The 14,444-nt window shown below is 74.1% G+C and carries 12 protein-coding genes; 9 read left to right on the top strand and 3 right to left on the bottom strand.

The genetic code is table 11. The features are described 5' to 3' along the window. The first annotated feature begins 97 nt into the window (after nucleotides 1-97). From ACR68M_RS24680 to ACR68M_RS24695, 4 genes are read left to right on the top strand one after another with little or no spacing between them, the layout of a single operon-like run. Entirely contained in the window at nucleotides 98-475 is a 378-nt protein-coding gene (locus tag ACR68M_RS24680) for a CU044_2847 family protein (RefSeq protein ID WP_441246292.1), read from the top strand. A gap of 12 nt (nucleotides 476-487) precedes the next feature. Then, nucleotides 488-2,359: a VMAP-C domain-containing protein gene (locus ACR68M_RS24685; RefSeq protein WP_441246293.1), complete on the top strand. Its 1,872-nt coding sequence runs from the start codon at nucleotides 488-490 to the stop codon at nucleotides 2,357-2,359. A gap of 34 nt (nucleotides 2,360-2,393) precedes the next feature. Further along, nucleotides 2,394-3,401: an AAA family ATPase gene (locus ACR68M_RS24690; RefSeq protein ID WP_441246294.1), complete on the top strand. Its 1,008-nt coding sequence runs from the start codon at nucleotides 2,394-2,396 to the stop codon at nucleotides 3,399-3,401. Then, nucleotides 3,391-6,357 carry a TIR-like protein FxsC gene (locus tag ACR68M_RS24695; protein WP_441246295.1) on the top strand — a complete coding sequence of 989 codons (2,967 nt, stop codon included), beginning with the start codon at nucleotides 3,391-3,393 and terminating at the stop codon, nucleotides 6,355-6,357. The genes ACR68M_RS24690 and ACR68M_RS24695 overlap by 11 nt, the downstream gene beginning before the upstream one ends. On the opposite strand, the gene kynU is transcribed toward ACR68M_RS24695, so the two are convergent. Next, nucleotides 6,332-7,558 (bottom strand): kynureninase, encoded by a 1,227-nt coding sequence (gene kynU / locus ACR68M_RS24700; protein WP_441246296.1) that lies wholly within the window; start codon nucleotides 7,556-7,558, stop codon nucleotides 6,332-6,334. The two genes, ACR68M_RS24695 and kynU, sit on opposite strands and share 26 nt — an antisense overlap. Next, entirely contained in the window at nucleotides 7,555-8,385 is an 831-nt protein-coding gene (locus tag ACR68M_RS24705; RefSeq protein ID WP_441246297.1) for a tryptophan 2,3-dioxygenase, read from the bottom strand. Before ACR68M_RS24705 ends, kynU begins: the two co-directional genes overlap by 4 nt. A 188-nt stretch (nucleotides 8,386-8,573) precedes the next feature. Here ACR68M_RS24705 and ACR68M_RS24710 point away from each other — a divergent pair, with 188 nt between their 5' ends. The 5 genes from ACR68M_RS24710 (at nucleotide 8,574) to ACR68M_RS24730 (ending at nucleotide 12,921) form a co-directional block, all read left to right on the top strand. Further along, nucleotides 8,574-9,011 carry an Lrp/AsnC family transcriptional regulator gene (locus ACR68M_RS24710; RefSeq protein ID WP_441246298.1) on the top strand — a complete coding sequence of 146 codons (438 nt, stop codon included), beginning with the start codon at nucleotides 8,574-8,576 and terminating at the stop codon, nucleotides 9,009-9,011. Between the two features lie 143 nt (nucleotides 9,012-9,154). Continuing rightward, nucleotides 9,155-10,108: an ABC transporter ATP-binding protein gene (locus tag ACR68M_RS24715; RefSeq protein WP_441246299.1), complete on the top strand. Its 954-nt coding sequence runs from the start codon at nucleotides 9,155-9,157 to the stop codon at nucleotides 10,106-10,108. Beyond that, nucleotides 10,105-10,932, top strand: coding sequence for an ABC transporter permease (locus ACR68M_RS24720; protein ID WP_441246300.1), 828 nt, complete (start codon nucleotides 10,105-10,107; stop codon nucleotides 10,930-10,932). The genes ACR68M_RS24715 and ACR68M_RS24720 overlap by 4 nt, the downstream gene beginning before the upstream one ends. Nucleotides 10,933-10,990: 58 nt before the next feature. Next, complete coding sequence (locus ACR68M_RS24725) at nucleotides 10,991-12,259, top strand: sensor histidine kinase (protein WP_441246301.1); 1,269 nt, start codon at nucleotides 10,991-10,993, stop codon at nucleotides 12,257-12,259. Then, on the top strand, nucleotides 12,256-12,921 hold the full coding sequence (locus tag ACR68M_RS24730) for a response regulator (protein ID WP_441246302.1): 666 nt from the start codon (nucleotides 12,256-12,258) through the stop codon (nucleotides 12,919-12,921). The genes ACR68M_RS24725 and ACR68M_RS24730 overlap by 4 nt, the downstream gene beginning before the upstream one ends. Nucleotides 12,922-12,993: 72 nt before the next feature. Here the strand turns inward: ACR68M_RS24730 and ACR68M_RS24735 are convergent, their stop codons facing one another. Next, nucleotides 12,994-14,427, bottom strand: a complete 1,434-nt coding sequence (locus ACR68M_RS24735; protein WP_441246303.1) for a DHA2 family efflux MFS transporter permease subunit — start codon at nucleotides 14,425-14,427, stop codon at nucleotides 12,994-12,996. Nucleotides 14,428-14,444: the final 17 nt, after the last annotated feature.

Below are 14,444 nucleotides of genomic sequence, written 5' to 3' on the forward strand. Positions count from 1 at the left end.
TCCGTCAGGTGCGGGAAGTTCGTCTGCGTACCTGGCGGGTGACCGGTGGTTCCCCCGGTGCGGGGAGGCGTGCGACCATCGGCACAGCTTTCGCCGAGTGGTTGGGGGAGTTGTGCCGGAGGAGTACGCGGAGTTCCTGACCGCCGGTGGGGCCGTCGTCCGGGTCGAGGGGGCCGGCGGGGCGGACTGGGCGGCCGACGGGCTGGACGGCATGCAGCCGGTCGGCCGGAGCGCGGGGGCCGGGGTCGGCCGGGCGGCGGAGTCCTTCGAGCAGGCGCTCGAAGGGGTGCGGGCCGCTGCGGAGTCGGCACTCGCCGTCTTCCGGGGCGGGAGCCTCGCGCCGGACGAGGTGGAGATCGAGTTCGGCGTTAAACTCTCCGCCGAGGCAGGCGCGTTGATCGCCCGTACGGCCGCCGACGCGCACCTGACGGTCAGACTCAGCTGGGCGCCCGGCCGAGACAGCCCCGGCCCCTGACGGCGGCCCCCGATGCGGGACGTGCGCTGGCTGGCCCGGGTCACCACCGAGGGACCGGCCCCGACGACGGGTGCGGGCATCCTCGTCACCGACCGCTGGGTGCTCACCTGCGCCCACGTCGTGGCGGGTGTCGAGCGGGCCGTCGTCCGGCTGGTCAACCAGGCCGCAGGGCGGGGGCTCGGCGCAGCAGTGCTGCGGCGCGGCCCGTGGCCCGACGGGCCGGGGGGCACGGGGGACGTCGCGGTGCTGGTCCTGGACGAACCCGTACCCGCGCAGAGCGCCGAGCCCGCGCGGTTCGCGCCGCTGCACGGTTGGACCGGCCTGCATACGCCGCAGCTGGCCGCGTACGGCTTCCCGGCCGGGCACGACGGCGGGTTGAGCAGCGAGATCCGGCTGACCAGGGGTGGGTTCCGGATCGGCGGTGAGCTCGTCCAGTTGGAGCACGAGGGCACCGGGATGCCGCTCGCCCCGGGGTTCAGCGGCGGCCCGGTGGTGATCGCGGGGACGGGGGAGGTGGTCGGTCTGGTCACGGCGGCGCAGGACACCCTCTGGCGCGGCGCGGGAGACCGCAGCCGCCCGGCGGTCCGGCTGGGCCACATGCTGCCCGCCGAGGCGCTCGCCCGGTACGTGCCGGAGCTGGCCGATCTTCTGCCGGGGGCGGCCCTGCCGCGTTCGGCGGTACGGGAGTTGCGCCTCCTGCTGGTGGGGGCCACGTCGGCGGCCGACCCGCTGGAGCTCTACCGGGCGGCCGTCGGCACCCTCGGCTGCCCCGACCCGCCGCAGCGGCCGGCCACGCTCTGGGAGGCCTGCTGGTACCTGCTCGCGGAGGTGCCGCAGCAGTCGGACGGCCGGCACCCGGTGGTGGCCTTCGTCGAACGGGTCGCCGCGAGCCCCCTGCATGCTCCGAGCGCCCCTGGCGACCCGGGCGGCGCTGACGCGCTCGGCCGGGGCCTGCGGGACTGGCTCGCGGACCACCCCGGGCGCCCGCCCGCCGCCGCCTCCGTCCCGGCCGTCGGCCGGTGGCGGCCGATCTTGGTCGAGATCGGGCCGAGCGGTGCGGGGCCGGGGATGTTCCACGTCACGATCGCCGCGATCCGTGACGGCGTGCTGGGCGAGCCGCACAGCAGCACGGTGCCCAAGCCCCGGCTGGCGGGCTTCGTCCGTGACCGGATCGACCGGGAGATCGGTCTGCTGGAGCCCGACGGGACGGAGTTGATCATCTTCGTGCTGCCGCGCAAGTGGCTCACCCAGCCCGTCCACAGCTGGGCCCGCCGCCGGACGGACTTCGGCCCGCTCGGCGCCGATCACGCCGTCGTCGTGGTCGACCAGCAGCGCCGGGCGGCAGCGGCCGACCGCCGCCAGCTGGAGATGAAGTGGAGTGTGCTGCGCGGCAGTTCTGGCACCGAACTGCACCCCGTACCGTGTGACGATCCCCCCGACAGCCGACGCTTCTACCAGCAGCTGCGCCCGCCGGAGCGCACCGCGCTGCCCGCCCTCGGCGGTCCGCCGAAGGGCGCGCCCTTCGAGCAGTTGCTCGCCGCCGCGCTCAAGGCCGGTGCCCCGGCGGTGTTGTGGGCCGGGCAGCCCTGCGGCGCCGAGCATGCCAGGGCCGACCATGCCGCAGCCGACCATGCCCGAGAAGGCACCTGCCGAAGTGCCCGGTTCCTTGCCAGACTTGCGGAGGAGCTGGCCGAAGTGCCACCGGCCGATCTACCGTGCCGGATCAAGGAGTTGCGCCACCAGGCGGAGGAGAGCGAGGACCCGGCCGGGCACTGGGCCGACGGACTCGTCCTGCTCTGGGAGGACCCGGAGGTGCTGCCCAGCCCGCACCGGCCCTACCGGGTCGTCCCGACCGCCGGCCGAGCAGCGGCAGTCGACCAGTAGCAGCCGACCAGCAGCAGGAGAGAGAGCCAGCCCCATGCCCCTGACCCGGATCTACCGGGGCACCGACGAGCCCCACGACGGTCTCGCCGCGCTCCCGGCGCCCCCGCCCTGGCGCACCTTCGACGGCGGCCCCGCCCTGGCGACGCCCGCCGAGGGCACCGACCCCTGCACCGCCCCCTCCGCGCACCGGGCCGGGACCTTCCGCCCCACCGCCGAGACGGTCGAACTCGTCAACGCGGCTCTCTACCTGCGCCGCCCGCTGCTCGTCACCGGCCCGCCCGGCAGCGGCAAATCCAGCCTTCCGTACGCCGTCGCCCGCGAACTCGGCCTCGGGCCCGTGCTGCGCTGGAACATCACCAGCCGCAGCACCCTGCGCGACGGCCTCTACCAGTACGACCCGCTCTCCCGCCTCTACGCCGCCAACCAGGCCGGCTCCGGCTCGCCGGGCACCGGGCTGGACGAGCACCTGCGGCTCGGCCCGCTCGGCACCGCACTGCTCCCGTACGGCAGACCGCGCGTGCTGCTGATCGACGAGATCGACAAGGGCGACCTCGACCTGCCCAACGACCTGCTGCACGTGCTGGAGGACGGCCAGTACGAGATCGACGAACTCGTCCGGACCGCCGCCCAGTTGCCCGAGGCGCAGGTGCTGACGGCCGACGGGCGCGGCCGGGCGCCGGTGCTGGGCGGGCGGGTGCGCTGCCGGGCCTTCCCGTTCACCGTGCTGACCAGCAACGCCGAGCGGGAGTTCCCGGCGGCCTTCCTGCGGCGCTGCGTGGTGCTCGAACTGCGCAGGCCCGAGGGGGCCGAGCTGGAGTCCATCGTGAAGGCCCACCTGCCCGGCTCCGACGCCGAGTTGGTGGACGAGATCCTGCGGGTGTTCCTGACCCGGCGGGAGGACGGCGAACTCGCCACCGACCAGCTGCTCAACGCGATCTATCTGACCTCCCGCCCCGAACTCGCCGAAGCCGCCGACCGGGCCGCGCTCGCCGCCCAGGTGATGCCCTACCTCAGCCGGGGCCAGGACGACGATGTGTTCTGACCAGGAGCCGCTGCCGGAGGCCGTCCGGCGGCGGCCGCCCCCGGGCGGCCTCGACCGGCTCACCGCTCTGCTCGCCGAACTCGGCCGCGCCGCGCCCGAGCCCGTCGAGCTGGCCGAGCTGCTCTGGCTCGCCGCCCGCTCGACCCCGGGCAGCGACGACGCCGACCCGGCCGGTGGTGCGGCGGGCCACCGGGCCCGCCGCACCGGGGGCGACCCTGCCTCGCCGGGCAGCCCGGGTGGCCATGCCCGGAGCACCGCCAGGGCCGACGGCCAGGCCGTCCGCACCGCCCTGCACCTCCCCTCCGACGACCCGGCGGCCCGACTCGCCGCCGCCGCGCCGGTGCCCGCCCCGAGCACGCCGATGCTGCCCCGGCCACTGGCCCTGCAACGGGCACTGCGCCCGCTGAAGCGCCGGGTGCCCGACCCGCGCAGCTCCCTGCTCGACGAGACCGCCACCGCCCACCGGCTGGCCGAGGCGCTGCGCGGCCCCGGGCAGGTGCAGTGGCTGCCGGTGCTGCGCCCGAGCCTGGAGCGCTGGCTCGATCTCCACCTGGTGCTGGACTGCGGGCCGACCATGCGTCTGTGGCGCCAACTCGCCCACGAGCTGCGCACCCTGCTCCAGCAGACCGGCGCCTTCCGGCAGGTGGTGCTCTCGGGCCTCGGTGACGACGGACGGCTCACGCGCCGGCAGGTCCACGGCACCCGCACGGCCGTCCTGGTGCTGAGCGACTGCATGGGCCCGCAGTGGCGGGCGGGCCCGCCGGGTGAGCGCTGGCGCCGTACGCTGCACGCGCTCGCCCGGCGCGCCCCCGTCGCCGTCGTCCAGCCGCTGCCCGAACGGCTCTGGCGGCTCGGCGCGTTGCCCGTGCTGCCGGGGCTGCTGTCGGCGCCCGAGGCCGGGGCACCCAACGCGGCGTACGACTTCGCTCCGTTCGCCGAGGACGGGCCGGGGGCGGGGGAGCTGCCGGTGCCGGTGTTGGAGCCCGGGGCCGGGTGGATCGCCAACTGGGCGCACCTGGTGGGCAGTCCGAGCGGCGGGCAGGTGGTCGGCGCCGCGTTGCTGGTCGGATCGGTCGGCCTGACGGCCGGGGTGGGTGCGTCGGCCGGGCCCGAGCCGGACGAACTCGCCGCTGAAGAGCTGGTGTTGAGGTTCCGCTCGGTCGCCTCGCCGGAGGCGTTCACGCTCGCCGGGCTGACCGCGCTGACCACCCCGGCCCTCCCGGTGATGCGGCTGCTCCAGGCCGCCGGCTTCGCCCGACCGCAGCCCCAGCACCTCGCCGAGGTGGTGGTCAGCGGCCTGCTCAGGGAGCGGGAAGGGCACCGCGACCACTTCGAGTTCCGCCCGGGAGTACGGGAGTTGCTGCTCCGGACGCTTCCCCGGTCGACCACCCACCGCACCGTCGGCCTGCTGGCCCGGGTCGGTGAACAGATCGCCGCGCGGGCGGGCCGCGCCCCCAACGAGATCGCGGCGCTGGCGGCCACCGAGGGGCCGGGCGTCGTCGTCGGGGCCGAGCGGCAGCCCTTCGCCCTGATCAGCCCGGCCGCGCTGCGGATGCTGGACGGCCCGAGCTCGCCCGTCGTCCGGTCGGTGCCCTCGCCCGGCACCGGGCGGGCGCTGGCCCTGCCGGATCCGGAGCGCTCCCGTGCCGTGCTGCTGCTGGCCGCCCCGCAGTCGGACGCGCCGCTCGACCTGGGCGGCCTGGTGCACCGCACCGACCTCAACAACCTGGCGGGCGCGCTGCTCAGCCGGCGGCTGGTCGGGCTGGACCGGGAGCGGCTCTGGCTCGGCATCCACAGCCTGCACGACTTCCGGCGGGCGTTGCAGGCGGCGGCCGAGGAGGCACGGGACACCCTGGTGGTCTACGTCGGCGGCGAGGTGACCAGCACCCGGATCGGCGAGCTCGCGGTCAAGGTGCCGGGGCAGGCCTCGCTGTACTGGCCGGATCTGCTCGACCTGGTCGGGGGCAGCCCGGCCCCCAACCGGCTGGTGGTGCTGGACGGCTGGGTGGCCGAGGGGCAGGAGGCACCGGCCGAGCCCGCCGAGGCCGGGTCGGCGGTGCACCAGCTGATTGGCGTCCGGCCGCAGACCGGGCGTTCGTTGGCCGGCCAGCTGTTCCGGCTGCTCAAGGACGGCGAGCCGGGTGGCAGACCGGAGTTGACGGTCCGTCATCTGATGCGGTCCGTCCGGGAGCAGGCCGGGCCCGATCAGCTGGTCTGGCTCCGGATGCCGGGGGAGACCTTCCTGTTCTCCCGCAACCCGGCCGCCTCGTCGGCGGCCAGGACGCCGGTGGCGCCGTACTTCTACCTCAGCCACAACCACCTCGGCCGCCCCGGCGCGGGTGCGGAGGCGGGGCGGCGGGAGCTGGTGGAGCAGCTCTTCGCGGATCTGAGCGAGGTGGTGATGGACCTGACCGACCTGCCCGCCCCGGTGCCCGCCGGGTTCCTCGGTGGCGGCGGGCTGCCGCGCGAGGAGGCGGCCGAGGCGCTCGCGGGGTGCCGGGTCTTCGTGCCGTTCTACTCGCCGGGCTACTTCCGGGAGGAGCGTTGCGGCCGGGAGTGGGCGGCCTTCGCGCACCGCGCAGGTGGTGACGGCTGGTCGAGCGGTATCGTGCCGGCGCTGTGGGAGCCGGTCCGTCCGGAGGAACTCCCCGAGGTGGCAGGGCAGTTGCGCTACATCGACAACACCGTCGAGGAGTACGCGACGGAGGGGCTGCTCGGGTTGGCGGCCGCGCCCGAGCAGCGGGCCCGGTACGAGCTGGCGGTCTACCGGCTCGCCTGGCGGATCGTCGAGGTGGCGCGCACCGCGCGGATACCGGTGGCGCCGGTGCCGCCCGCCTGGGAGAGCCTGCCCAACGCCTTCGCGGAGGGCGGCCCGCCCGGCAGCCGGGTCAGCCCGCCCGGCCCGGAGGGGCTGGACGGGCCGGACAGCCCTATGTCACCGCACCCCGCTGGTTGAACCGCTCGGCCCGCCACTCGCCGGAGTCCAGCACCTCGGCGAGGTGCCGCGCCGCGTCCCACACGTCGCAGTAGGAGACGTACAGCGGAGTGAAGCCGAAGCGCATCAGATCCGGTGCCCGGAAGTCGCCGATCACCCCGCGCTCGATCAGGGCCTGCACGACCGGGTAGCCGTCGGGGTGCCGGAGGGCGATCTGGCTGCCGCGCCGCTCGTGGTCGCGCGGCGTCACGACCTCCAGGCCGAGCGGCTCGACCAGGCTGACGAAGAGGTCGGTCAGCGCGAGGCTCTTCGCCCGGACGGCCTGCAGATCGGCCTTCTCCCAGACGTCCAGGCTCGCGCCGAGGGCGGCCTGGCCGAGCATCGACGGCGAGCTGGTCAGGAACCGGCCGATCCCCGGCAGCGGCTCGTAGCCGGGCTCGAAGGCGAACGGCCGGGCGTGGCCGAACCAGCCGCTCAACGGCTGCTCGGCGGCGGCCTGGTGGCGCTCCGCGACGTACAGGAAGGCCGGCGAGCCGGGCCCGCCGTTCAGGTACTTGTAGGTGCAGCCGACGGCGAAGTCCACGCCGCAGGCGTCGAGTTCGATCGGGAGGGCGCCGACGGAGTGGCAGATGTCCCAGATCATCAGGGCGCCGGCCTGCTGGACACGCCGGGTGATGCCCGGCATGTCGAGCAACTCGCCGGTGCGGTAGTCGACATGGGACAGCACGACGGCCGCCACGTCGTCGCCGAGCAGGGCGTCGAGCTGCCCGGCGTGGTCAAGCAGCTGGGTGCGGGCGCCCTCGATCATCGAGGTCACGCCCTCGGCGATGTAGAGGTCGGTGGGGAAGGCGGCCTGCTCGGCGAGGACGGTCCGGCGGCCGGGGCGCAGCCGCAGGGCGGCCGAGAGCAGCTTGAAGAGGTTGACGGAGGTGGTGTCGCAGACCACGACCTGGCCGGGCGCGGCGCCGACCAGGGGGGCGACCCGGGCGCCGAGGGTGTGCGGCAGGGCGAACCAGCCGGCGTCGTTCCAGCTGCGGATCAGTTCCTGGCCCCACTCGACCTCGACCAGCTGCCGGACGCGCTCGGAGGTGCGCGCGGGCAGTGCGCCGAGCGAGTTCCCGTCGAGGTAGACCACGCCCTCGGGCAGCACGAACTCGGCTCGGAAGCCGGCCAGCGGGTCCGCGGCGTCGAGTGCCTCGCAGTCCTTGCGGCTCGGGGTCACAGCTCGTTCCTCACGTTCCACAGCTCGGGGAAGACGTCCTGGTCGGCGGACTGCTTGAGCCAGGTCAGGCCGCTGGAGCCGCCGGTGCCGGGCTTGGCGCCCATCGAGCGCTTGACGGCCGAGTAGTGCCGCTGGCGCCAGCGGGTGACGCGCTCGGCGGTGTCGAGCAGGGCCTCGCCGAGCCGGGCCAGCTCGGCGTGCGCCGGGTCGGTGTAGACCTGCGCCCAGGCGGCCTCGACCTCGGCGGAGGCCTGGTGCCGGGCGGTGGTGGCCTCGTGCGGGGTGGGGATGCCGCGCCGGTCGAGCAGGGCCAGCGCCTCGTCGTACAGGCTCGGCGACTGGAGGGCGATCGTCAGCTCGCCGTGCACCGAGGGGACGCCCTGGTACATGGTGAGCAGCTTCTCGCTCTTGTTGCCGAGCAGGAACTCCAGCCGGAGGAAGGCGGAGGACTGGAAGCCGGAGGCCTCGCCGAGCACCGGGCGGAAGGCGTTGAACTCCAGCGGCGTCATGGTCGCCAGCAGGTCCCAGGAGCTGACCAGCACGTCCTGGACGTGCTGCCCGCGCCGCAGCGCCGCGACGGTGGCGGGCAGGTCGTCCTCGCGCAGGGCGTGCTGGGCGGTCGTCCACTCGTGCCGCAGCAGGTCGAAGAGCAGCTCCATGACCTGGGTGGTGATGATGAACGACAGCTCGGCGTCGACCTTGCTGCGCGGGTGCTGGAGGCTGTGCAGGGTCTCCAGCCGCACGTACTGGGAGTACGGGGTGCCGGTCTCCGGCTCGTCCTCGGGGCCGAACGACAGCCTCGGCGTACTCACACTGGCCTGGCTCATGACGGTTCCTCCCGGCGCACCCGATTTCGCATGGTCCGTCACGACATGACGGCCGGGGACTATTGTGCGGCGGTGCAGGCCGTGGATGAATGGGCGGCAGGCACCGGATCGGGCATCGCGCCTTGCGAACAGAAGGTCTTTTCCCGATCAAGCCTAGTGAACCGAAACCAGCCACCCCAGGAGCACCCGTGGACGCCGTCGACCGCCTTCTGCTCGCCGAACTGCAGAGCGACGCCCGGCTCTCGTACAACGAGCTCTCCCGCCGGGTGAACCTCTCCTCGCCCGCCGTCGCCGAGCGGGTGCGGCGGCTGGAGGCGGACGGCGTGATCAGCGGCTACCACGCGCACATCGACCTGGCCCGCGCCGGGCTCGCCGTCACCGCGCTGGTGCAGATCCAGTGCTACGGGCCGCGCTGCGTGCTCCGTGACCCGCAGGTCGCGCGCTGGCCGGAGGTGCTGCAGCTGCACCGGGTGACCGGCGGGGCGTGCTGCATGCTGCTGGTCGCGGTGGCCGGGATGGCCGAGTTCGAGCAGCTGATCGACCGGCTCGGCGCGTACGGGCAGCCCGGCAGCTCGATGATCCTCTCCAGCCCGGTGCCCTGGCGGCCGGTCGTGCCCTCCGCCTGAGGGCTTATGGCCGGTGGTACCGCGGTACCGCTCGGCGGCGAGGATCATCCCGTGGTGCCGGGGTTTCGGGGGTGCGGAGTTCCTACGGTTGGGTCATGGCCGCTGACGGCCAGGCTCAGCACCGGGACGCAAGGACGAAACCCATGATCGAGATCCACCAGCTGGTCAAGAGGTACGGCGATAAGACGGCCGTGGACGGCCTCGACTTCACCGTCGAGCCGGGTGTGGTCACCGGCTTCCTCGGCCCGAACGGCGCGGGCAAGTCGACCACGATGCGCATGATCGTCGGCCTGGACGCGCCCACCAGCGGCTCGGTCACCGTCAACGGCCGCCGCTACGCCCAGCACACCGCCCCGCTCCAGGAGGTCGGCGCGCTGCTGGAGGCCAAGTCGATCCACCCCGGCCGTTCCGCGTTCAACCACCTCAACACGCTCGCCCTCACCCACGGCATCCCGCGCCGCCGGGTCGACGAGGTGATCGAGCTGGCCGGCCTCACCAAGGTCGCGCGCAAGCGGGCCGGGGCCTTCTCGCTCGGCATGGGCCAGCGCCTGGGCATCGCCGCCGCGCTGCTCGGCGACCCGCAGACGGTGATGCTCGACGAGCCCGTCAACGGCCTCGACCCCGAGGGCGTGCTCTGGATCCGCAACCTGCTCACCGGGCTCGCCGAGGAGGGTCGCACCGTCTTCGTCTCCTCGCACCTGATGAGCGAGATGGCGCTGACGGCCACCAAGCTGATCGTGGTCGGCCGCGGGAAGCTGCTCGCCGACACCACCGTCGCCCGGCTCATCGAGGACGCGGGCGGCCACAGCGTGCTGGTCCGCACCGGCGACGCGACCCGGCTGCGCGAGCTGCTGCTCGGCCCGGACGTGGAGATCACCGGCGCGGCCGGCTCGGAGGAGCTGCACGTCACCGGCCTGACGGCCCGCCAGATCGGCGAGACCGCCTTCGACCACGGCATTCCGGTCTACGAGCTGACCCCGCAGGCCGTCTCGCTGGAGGAGGCGTTCATGGCCATGACCGGCGAATCCGTCGAGTACCACGGAGGCACCACCGTCGGCCCTGTCTCCGCCACCACCGTCACCGGGAGCGCCGCATGAGCACTCTGACCGTCGAGCGCGTACCCGCGCAGACCCAGCGACCCGCCTACAAGGTCACCGGCAGCCGGGTGCTGCGCGCCGAGTGGGCCAAGCTCTGGTCACTCCGCTCCACCTGGATCACGCTGGGCCTCTCGCTGCTCTTCCTGATCGCCTTCGGCCTGATCGCCGCCGCCAACTACTCCCCGGGGGAGTTCCACCACGGCCCCGGCGGCGAGGCGAAGGACGCCGTCGGCCTGGCGCTCGCCGGCCTGGACTTCGCCCAGCTCGCGATCGGCGTACTCGGCGTGCTGATCACCGCCGGGGAGTACTCCACCGGCATGATCCGCTCCACCCTGGCCGCCGTCCCGACCCGGCTGCCGGTGCTCTGGTCCAAGGCCGCGACGTACGGCGTGATCGCCCTCGTGCTCGCCACGGTCGGCGCGCTGGTCGCCTTCCTCGGCGGCGAATCCTTCCTGCACGGCAAGGACATCGCGCTCACCTTCTCCTCCTCCGGTGTGCTGCGGAGCCTGTTCGGCGCCGGGGTCTACCTCGCGCTGGTCGGCGTCCTCGGGGTCGCGCTCGGCGCGCTCGTGCGCTCGGTCGCCGGTGGCATCGGGCTGCTGGTGGTGTCGCTGATGCTGCTGCCCGTCCTGACGGGCCTGCTGCCCACCACCCTGAAGAACGACCTCAGCCCCTACCTCCCCGGCAACGCGGGCGGCTCGGTCTTCGCCCTGCACCACGCCGCCAACACCCTCACCCCCGGCGCCGGCCTCGCGGTCTTCGCCGGCTGGGTCGCGCTGGCCCTCGCCGGTGCGGCGTGGCGCCTGAAGCGCAGCGACGCCTAGCGTTGTCGCCAGGGCACCAGGAGCGCCAGGGGCCGGCCGGTTGCGGAAGGATGTGATCGTGAGCGTTTCCCCGTCGACCGAGCTCGACGTGCTGTGGCGCAGCCCGTTCGCGCGGCGGGTGCTCGGTCTCGGCCGTCGGCTGCGGCGGCTGGACCGCGCGCACCCGGTGGGCCTCGACTCGCTGCTGGCGCTCCTGGTGCTGGGGGCCGGCCTGGGGGACGTGCTGAAGCAGCACCACCCGCATCCGGCCGTCCTGGTGGTGACGCTCCTGGCCCAGGCGCTGCCGCTGATGTGGCGGCGGCGGGCGCCGTCGGCCGTCCTCGCGGTGGTGCTGGTCGGCTGCGGGGTGCAGTGGTGGTTCGGCGGTGCGCTGCACAGCGCGACCAGTCTGATGATCGCCCTGTATGCCGTGGCCCGGTACGAGCCGCTGCGGCGGCTGCCCTGGGCGGCGCTCGGCAGCGCCGGGGCGCTCACCGTCGCCGCCTTCCGGGTGGTGCCGTTCGAGCGCCAGGAGCTGAACAGCCTGTTCTTCTTCTACTCGGCGGCCACCGCCGCCGCCGCGCTCGCCCTGGTGGTCCGCGTCCGCGAGGCCCAGCTGAGCGCCCTCGCCGATCGGGCGGACCGCCTGGAGGTGGAGCGCGAGCAGCGCGTCCAGCTGGCCACCCTCGCCGAACGCTCCCGCGTCTCGCGCGAGATGCACGACATCGTGGGCCACAACCTGGCCGTCATCATCGGCCTCGCCGACGGCGCATCGTACGCGGCGGCCGCCGACCCGGCCCGCAGCGCGGAGGTGCTGCGGATCATCGCGGGCACCGGCCGGCAGGCGCTCAGCGAGCTGCGCCGCACCCTCGGTGCGCTGCGCGAACGCCCGGACGGGCCGGTCGGTGACGCCGAGCTGAGCCCGCAGCCGGGCATCGCCGACCTCGCCGCACTGCTGGAGCGCATCCAGGAGGCCGGGCCGCGGATCTCCTACCGCACCGCCGGTGACCTGGACGCGCTGACGCCCGGGGTGCAGCTCGCGGTCTACCGGATCGTCCAGGAGGCCCTGACCAACAGCCTGAAGCACGCGGGCCCGGCGGCGGAGGTCCGGGTGACGCTGCGAGCCACCGGCCGGGAGGTCGACGTACGCGTCCAGGACAGCGGCCGCCGGGACGGTGCACCGCAGGCCCCGCCCACCGGGCAGACTGGCCGGACCGGGCAGGGCCTGGTCGGCATCACGGAGCGGGCCGTCCTCGCGGGCGGCCGGGCCGAGGCGGGGCCCACCGGGGACGGCGGCTGGTCCGTGCACGCGACACTGCCCACTGCTCAGAAAGAGGTCCGACCTTGACCACCGTGCTGATCGTCGACGACCAGCCGTTGCAGCGTTTCGGCTTCCGGATGCTGCTGGACAGCAACCCCGACACCAGCGTGGTCGGCGAGGCCGGGCACGGCGCGGAGGCCGTCCGGCAGGCGGCCGAGCTGCGCCCGGACGTGGTCCTGATGGACATCCGGATGCCGGGGATGGACGGCATCGAGGCGACCCGCCGGATCATCGCGGCGGGGAGCCGCTCCCGGGTGCTGGTGCTGACCACCTTCGACCTGGACGAGTACGCGTACGGCGCGCTGCGCGCCGGGGCGAGCGGCTTCCTGCTCAAGGACGCCCAGCCAGAGGAGCTGCTGGCCGGCATCCGAGCCGTCGCGGCGGGCGACGCCGTGGTGGCCCCGGCGCTGACCAGGCGGCTGCTCGACACCTTCATCGAACGGGGCGTCACCACCACCGCCGAGCCCGACCTGCGGCTGGCCGCCCTGACCGAGCGCGAGCGTGAGGTGCTCCAGGCGGTGGCACGCGGGCTGACCAACGGCGAGATCGCCGAGCTGCTGGTGCTCTCCGAATCCACCATCAAGACCCACGTCAGCCGCGTGCTGGCGAAGATCGGCGCCCGCGACCGCGTGCACGCCGTGATCATCGCGTACGAGGCGGGGCTGGCCCGGCCCGAACCGGGCCAGTAGCTGCCTGCTGCGCACGTGCCGAGGGGGCACTCCCGGCCTCTCGGCCGGGAGTGCCCCCTCGGTGCGGTCCGGTCAGGCGTGCACGACCACCGGGGCCGGGGTGCGGGCGGCCGAGCTCCGCAGGGTCGCGGCGGCGATGCCCAGGGCGAGCAGCAGGAGCGCCGTGTTGACGGCGAAGGCGAGGTGGAATCCGCCGGTCAGGGCGGTCGCCTCGGTCGCCCCCGAGGCGGCGAGCTCCTTGCTGTGTGAGCCGGCCAGCATGGTCAGGACGGCGACGCCGAGGGCGGCGCCCACCTGCTGGGTGGTGTTGAACAGACCCGAGGCCAGACCGGCGTCGTCAGGGCGGGCGCCGGACATGCCCAGGGCGGTGAGTGCGGTGATCGCCAGGCCGAAGCCGCCGAGGGCGAGCATCGTGGGCAGCAGGTCGACGGCGTAGCTCGCACCACCGGCGGGCAGCCGGGTGAGCAGGCCGATGCCGACGGCGAGCAGCGCGAGGCCGGTCAGCAGGACGTTGCGCTCGCCGAAGCGGGTGATGGCGCGGGCCGAGATGAACAGCGAGACGGTGCCGATGGTGAGCGCGGCTGGCAGCATCGCCAGACCGGTGCGGGCGGCGCTGTAGTGCAGCACGTTCTGCAGGTAGAGGGCGACGAGCACCTGGAAGCTGAACGCCGAGGCGAGCATGAGCAGTTGGACGAAGTTGGCGGCGCTGACGGTGCGTGAGGCGAACATTCGCAGGGGGAGCAGCGGCTTGGCGGCGCGGGCCTGGCGTGCGACGAAGGCGGCCAGCAGGGCGGCGGAGAGGGTGCCGAAGCCGATGGTGTGCGCGGAGGCCCAGCCGTAGGGACCGGCCTCGATGATGGTGTAGACGCCGAGCATCAGACCCGAGGTGACCAGCAGCGCCCCGAGGGCGTCGGCACCCTCGCGCAGGCCCAGCCCACGTTCGGGGGCCAGCAGCCGGAGGCCGGCTATGACGGTGATCAGGCCGATCGGCAGGTTCACGAAGAAGATCCAGTGCCAGCTGAGCCCCTGGGTGAGGACGCCCCCGAGGGCCTGGCCGAGCGAGGCGCCACCGGCGCCGACGAAGCCGAACGCTCCGAACGCCTTGGCCCGCTCGGCCGGTTCGGGGAAGAGTGCCACGACCATGCCGAGGCCGACGGAGGAGGTCATCGCACCGCCGACGCCCTGGAGGAACCGCGCGGCGATCAGCAGCTCGGGGCTGGTCGCGAAGCCGCAGAGCATCGACGCGGCGGTGAAGACCGCGAGCCCGGCCACGAACATCTGCTTCCGGCCGATCAGGTCGCCCAGTCGGCCCGCCAGGAGCAGGAGGCCGCCGAAGGCGATCATGTAGGAGTCGACGACCCAGGTCAGGCCCGAGGAGGAGAAGCCCAGGTCGCTCTGGATGGCGGGGAGAGCGACCGTGACGATCGAGCCGTCCAGGATGATCATCAGCATTCCGGCGCAGATGACGGCCAGGGCCAGCCAGCGCGAGCGGGGGGTGTCGGACATCAGACGGCTCTCCAGTT

Source organism: Kitasatospora sp. McL0602, assembly GCF_052076145.1.
Lineage (GTDB): Bacteria > Actinomycetota > Actinomycetes > Streptomycetales > Streptomycetaceae > Kitasatospora.

Bases quoted from the DNA above. Each gene is read 5' to 3' on its own strand.
- ACR68M_RS24735 (WP_441246303.1), bottom strand. From the start codon at position 14,427: ATGTCCGACACCCCCCGCTCGCGCTGGCTGGCCCTGGCCGTCATCTGC.
- ACR68M_RS24685 (WP_441246293.1), top strand. From the start codon at position 488: ATGCGGGACGTGCGCTGGCTGGCCCGGGTCACCACCGAGGGACCGGCC.
- ACR68M_RS24720 (WP_441246300.1), top strand. From the start codon at position 10,105: ATGAGCACTCTGACCGTCGAGCGCGTACCCGCGCAGACCCAGCGACCC.
- ACR68M_RS24715 (WP_441246299.1), top strand. From the start codon at position 9,155: ATGATCGAGATCCACCAGCTGGTCAAGAGGTACGGCGATAAGACGGCC.
- ACR68M_RS24705 (WP_441246297.1), bottom strand. From the start codon at position 8,385: ATGAGCCAGGCCAGTGTGAGTACGCCGAGGCTGTCGTTCGGCCCCGAG.
- ACR68M_RS24690 (WP_441246294.1), top strand. From the start codon at position 2,394: ATGCCCCTGACCCGGATCTACCGGGGCACCGACGAGCCCCACGACGGT.
- ACR68M_RS24695 (WP_441246295.1), top strand. From the start codon at position 3,391: ATGTGTTCTGACCAGGAGCCGCTGCCGGAGGCCGTCCGGCGGCGGCCG.